Source organism: Arsenicicoccus sp. UBA7492, assembly GCF_002479615.1.
GTDB classification, from domain to species: Bacteria; Actinomycetota; Actinomycetes; order Actinomycetales; family Dermatophilaceae; genus Arsenicicoccus; species Arsenicicoccus bolidensis.
Window position 1 is genome coordinate 121,851 of the sequence record NZ_DLOE01000039.1, and the last position, 4,872, is coordinate 126,722.

The 4,872-nt window shown below is 68.3% G+C and carries 4 protein-coding genes; 1 reads left to right on the plus strand and 3 read right to left on the minus strand.

From position 1 onward, the window contains the following. Nucleotides 1-37 precede the first annotated feature (37 nt). The 3 genes from B4E97_RS11755 to hutU all read right to left on the minus strand — a co-directional run bounded on the left by B4E97_RS11755 (nt 38) and on the right by hutU (nt 4,274). Nucleotides 38-952: an endonuclease domain-containing protein gene (locus B4E97_RS11755; RefSeq protein WP_286959975.1), complete on the minus strand. Its 915-nt coding sequence runs from the start codon at nt 950-952 to the stop codon at nt 38-40. A gap of 181 nt (nt 953-1,133) precedes the next feature. Further along, nucleotides 1,134-2,549 carry a purine-cytosine permease family protein gene (locus tag B4E97_RS11760; protein ID WP_286959976.1) on the minus strand — a complete coding sequence of 472 codons (1,416 nt, stop codon included), beginning with the start codon at nt 2,547-2,549 and terminating at the stop codon, nt 1,134-1,136. Between the two features lie 69 nt (nt 2,550-2,618). Then, nucleotides 2,619-4,274 carry a urocanate hydratase gene (hutU, locus tag B4E97_RS11765; protein ID WP_286959978.1) on the minus strand — a complete coding sequence of 552 codons (1,656 nt, stop codon included), beginning with the start codon at nt 4,272-4,274 and terminating at the stop codon, nt 2,619-2,621. 220 nt (nt 4,275-4,494) lie between these two features. Between hutU and B4E97_RS11770 the strand changes: the two genes are divergently transcribed. Then, entirely contained in the window at nt 4,495-4,779 is a 285-nt protein-coding gene (locus B4E97_RS11770; protein ID WP_286959980.1) for a type II toxin-antitoxin system VapB family antitoxin, read from the plus strand. The last annotated feature ends 93 nt before the right edge of the window (nt 4,780-4,872 follow it).

Sequence of the window (4,872 nt, forward strand, 5' to 3'; positions counted from 1 at the left end):
CTTCGCGCGCTCCCAGCTCACCAATACCGACCAGGGCTCAGGCACTGACACGTGCACGCTGGTCGGCAAGCGCCTCCCTGACAGCGCGCATGGTGTCGGCGTGGTGCTGGAAGTAGTCGGTCTTGTTGACGATGATCACGCGATAGCCCATCCGCTCGAGCAGGTTTCGTCGCGATTCGTCGGCCACCCTCTGCTCCGCCGAAGCGAAGTGGTGCGCACCGTTGTACTCCACCACGAGACGTTCTGCCCGCCACAGGAAGTCCACGTAGGCCAGGACCCGCCCGGCCCTGTCGGCGATAGGTGCGTTGAGCTCCGGCTCCGGCAGACCCTCACGCGCAAAGTCCTGGCGCAGCCGCGACTCCATGACGGAGTTGGTTCCCGCCCGTACCTCGGCACGCGCTGAGCGAGCCGCCACGAGCCCCGGCGACCGGATGCTCAGCCCCGAGTCGAGATCGTCTACCGAACGATTCGACTTCCAGCTGCAGATCGCATCTCCCAGGACGACCAGATCCGTATGGCTCATCGAGTCGGCCAGCTGCCGGAACAGGTGCTCCGGCGCGATGACCCGCCGATCGAGCCCTTGGACGACAACCGTCGGGATGTCGAATGACGACAATCGATGCCCCCTCACGGTCCGGTGCCGCGGCGGCGTGCCCCCGTGCCGACCCACGTCCAACCGAGGTCGCGGACTGGCGGTCCACCTCGTCGGCATACCCAGGCCGAGCAGCCAAGCTGCGGACCAGTGGGTGAACACGCAGTCTGATGGCAGGACGAGGGCCAACGCCTGGGCGTCTTCGAGAATGGTCATCGGCATACGACGACCAACGACGCCGTGATGTGGGTGATCCAGCTGACTGATCGCGTACCGCGACATGCCGGATCTCAGAGCCACCGAGGTCGTGAAGAACAGCATCCCGTCGAGCGCTGCCGGAATCGATGCATTAGAGGTCATGCGCCCACGATGAAGGGTGTTTGCGGGTGCTCAACCTCGTTATCCCCAGCCGGGCGATCCAGCCAACAGTTATCCACAACGGGCAGTTGTTCGCTCGGAGCTCACGAAAGCTCGATATGACCCCCGAAAATCGAGACTTTGTGAGCTCCGAGCGCGAAAAGGCGCGAAGACGCGGTGGGGGTCAGGCGTCGAGGACGCCCTCTGGGTAGATGATCCGCGAGGGGTGGCGTGCCGTCCGGCGGGCGTAGGGGTAGTAGAGGGCCGCCGTCACGAGGAGGCCCACGATCCAGGAGATGTCGGCGCCGCCGAGGGCCTTGGTGGCGGGGCCGGTGTACATCGCCTGGGCGAGGAAGGGCACCTGCACCGCGATCCCGAGCGCATAGATGAGCAGCGCCCCGCCGTTGACGCTGCCATAGCGACCGCGGGCGTCATACAGCGCCGGCACGTCCACCCGCTCACGCGCGACGAGGTAGTAGTCGACCAGGTTGATGGCGCTCCACGGCGTGAACACCATGAGCAGCACGAGCACGAAGTTCTTGAAGTTGTTGAGGAAGTCGGCGCTGGCGAGCAGGGCCACGAGCACCGACGCGGCGATGAACGCCGTGATGTAGAGCGCTCGCGCGAGCGTCGAGACGCGGGCGGTCCGCTGGAAGGCCGACATGGTGGTGAGCATGGTCATCGAGCCGCCGTACGCGTTGAGGCAGTTGACGGTCAGCTTGCCGACGACGATGACGAGGTAGAACACGATCGCGAGCATGCCGCCGCCGGCCAGCTCGCCGATGAAGCCGACCTGGTTGGCGAGGAAGCCCTTGCCGGTCACGGCGGGCACGGCGGCGATGAGCGCGCCGAGGGTCATCGACCACTGCGATCCGAGCACGCTGCCGGCCAGGGTCGCCCAGAAGGTCTTGGTCTCGGACGTGCCCAGCGGCAGGTAGCGCGAGTAGTCCGCGACATACGGCCCGTAGGTCAGCTGCCAGCCGGCGCCGAGGGAGACCGCCAGGAGAAAGGTGACGATGTCAAAAGGCTTGTGCCCCAGCAGGGCCGGGATGTCGTATGCCGTGAACAGCCGCACGAGCAGGTAGGTCCACGCGATGATGCCGACCACGGTGCCGACGCGCCCCATGGCGTGGATCCAGCGATAGCCCACGATGGCGACCGCCGCCGACAGGATGCCGAACGCGACGATGCCGACGTTGGGGCTGTCGAGGCCCATGGTGCGTGAGATCGCCTGTCCGGCAAGGACGGTCCCGGTGGACGCGAAGCCGAGGTACATCAGGACGACGAGGACGAGCGGCACCACCGCACCGATGACGCCGAACTGCGCGCGGCTCGAGATCATCTGCGGCAGACCGAGTCTCGGCCCCTGGGCGGAGTGAAGGGCCATGACGATCCCGCCGAGCAGGTTGCCGACGAGCGTGCCGACGATCGCCCATAGGGCGTCCGCGCCGAAGATCACGGCGAGCGCGCCGTCCACGATCGCCGTGATCTGCATGTTTGCGCCGAACCAGAGGGTGAGCTGGTTGAGCGGGGTGCCGTGTCGCTCGCTGACGGGGACGACGTCGATGCTGCGGCGTTCGATGCGGGTTGTCTGAGCCATGGGCGTCAGCATGGCCCCCACCAGCCCGTTCGCGCCACGGGCAGACGCAGGTGACGCCCAGGTTGTAACTCAGTCTTCACGCATGGGGATGCGGACGCCCTTGTCCTCGGCCACCTGCTCGGCGATGTCGTAGCCCGCGTCGACGTGCCGGATGACGCCCATGCCGGGGTCGTTGGTGAGGACGCGCGCGAGCTTCTGGGCGGCGAGGGGCGTGCCGTCGGCGACCGACACCTGCCCCGCGTGGAGCGAGCGTCCGATGCCCACGCCGCCACCGTGGTGGATCGACACCCACGAGGCGCCGGAGGCGGTGTTGACCAGGGCGTTGAGCAGCGGCCAGTCCGCGATCGCGTCGGAGCCGTCGGCCATGGACTCGGTCTCGCGATAGGGGGAGGCGACCGATCCGCAGTCCAGGTGGTCGCGCCCGATGACGATGGGGGCCGACAGCTCGCCGCTCGCCACCATCTCGTTGAACCTCAGTCCGGCCTGGTCGCGCTCGCCGTAGCCCAGCCAGCAGATCCGCGACGGCAGCCCCTGGAAGGCGACCTTGTCGCGAGCACCGTTGATCCACGTGTGAAGTCGCTCGTTGTCGGGGAACAGGTCGAGCACGGCCCGGTCGGTGCGGTGGATGTCCTCGGGGTCGCCCGAGAGCGCCACCCAGCGGAACGGGCCCTTGCCCTCGCAGAACAGCGGCCGGATGTAGGCGGGCACGAATCCCGGGAACTCGAAGGCGCGCTCGTAGCCGCCCTGGCGCGCCTCGTCGCGGATCGAGTTGCCGTAGTCGAAGACCTCGGCGCCCTTGTCCTGGAACTCCACCATCGCCCGCACGTGGGTCGCCATGGATTCCCTTGCGCGGTCGGTGAACTCGTCGGGCTTCTTCTCGGCGTACTCCGCCCACTCGTCGACCTCGACGCCAACCGGCAGGTAGGACAACGGATCGTGCGCGGAGGTCTGGTCGGTGACGATGTCGATGGGGACGTCGCGACGCAGCAGCTCGGGGAACACCTTGGCCGCGTTGCCCACGAGACCGACCGAGAGCGCGCGCTTCTCGTCCTTGGCCCGCAGGGCGGACTCGACTGCGGCGTCGATGGACTCGTGCACCTCGTCGAGGTAGCGGTGCTCGACGCGACGGTCCAGCCGCGCCTTGTCGACGTCGACGACCAGGCAGGCGCCACCGTTGAGCGTGACGGCCAGCGGCTGCGCCCCACCCATGCCGCCGCACCCGCCGGTGAGGGTCAGCGTGCCGGACAGCGTTCCGCCGAAACGCTTCTCGGCCACCGCGGCGAAGGTCTCGTAGGTGCCCTGCAGGATCCCCTGCGTGCCGATGTAGATCCACGACCCGGCCGTCATCTGGCCGTACATCGTCAGCCCGAGGTGCTCGAGCCGCCGGAACTCCGGCCAGTTCGCCCAGTCACCAACGAGGTTCGAGTTGGCGATGAGCACGCGCGGCGCCCACTCGTGGGTCTGCATGACGCCGACCGGGCGCCCCGACTGCACGAGCATCGTCTCGTCCTCGCGCAGGCTCTGCATGGTCCGCACCATCGCGTCGAAGCTGCGCCAGTCGCGCGCCGCCCGCCCCGTCCCGCCGTAGACGACCAGGTCGTCCGGCCGCTCGGCGACCTCCGGGTCGAGGTTGTTCATCAGCATCCGCATCGGCGCCTCGGTCTGCCAGCTGCGGGCCGTGAGGGTGGTGCCGCGCGCGGCGCGGACGGGACGGGAGCCTTCCATGGCTGCCTCCTCGGGCGATCGGGTCGTATGACGAAACCGTGGTCACCACCCGGCGTCGTCACCGGAGCGGGGTCCCCCCATCGAACCGCGCCGACGTCACGGCGGCCACCCCCGGCATACCGGCATCTGTCCCGTATCCGAGACCAAGCCCACCCCGCACTCACCTCCACCCGACGGTAGAGTCGGTGGCCCCAGGGTAGAAACCGCCAGGTGGGAGACCATGATGAGCCTGAACATCAAGAACGAGCGGGTGTGCGCGCTCGCGCGCCGGGCCGCCGACACGCTCGGCACCACCCAGACCAGCGCGCTGGAGCAGGCGCTCGAGGAGCTGCTGGAGCGCCACGACGAGCAACGCCGACGGGCCGGCGAGCAGGTCGCGCAGGAGCGCTACGCCCGGTCCATGCACGTGCTGGAGCGGATCGACACCATGCTGACCGACGCGGATCGGAAGGCCATGCAGCGGGACCTGGACGAGATGTATGACGAGGGCGGCCTCCCTCGATGATCGTCGACGCCGAACCGCTGCTGTTCACGGGCGACGACTTCTGCCACACGGACGTCGATCCCGCGCGGTAGGTCGCTCGGGTCCTCACGCCTT

Coding starts and splice junctions, on each gene's coding strand:
- B4E97_RS11770 (WP_286959980.1), top strand. CDS start 4,495: ATGATGAGCCTGAACATCAAGAACGAGCGGGTGTGCGCGCTCGCGCGC.
- B4E97_RS11755 (WP_286959975.1), bottom strand. CDS start 952: ATGACCTCTAATGCATCGATTCCGGCAGCGCTCGACGGGATGCTGTTC.
- B4E97_RS11760 (WP_286959976.1), bottom strand. CDS start 2,549: ATGGCTCAGACAACCCGCATCGAACGCCGCAGCATCGACGTCGTCCCC.
- hutU (WP_286959978.1), bottom strand. CDS start 4,274: ATGGAAGGCTCCCGTCCCGTCCGCGCCGCGCGCGGCACCACCCTCACG.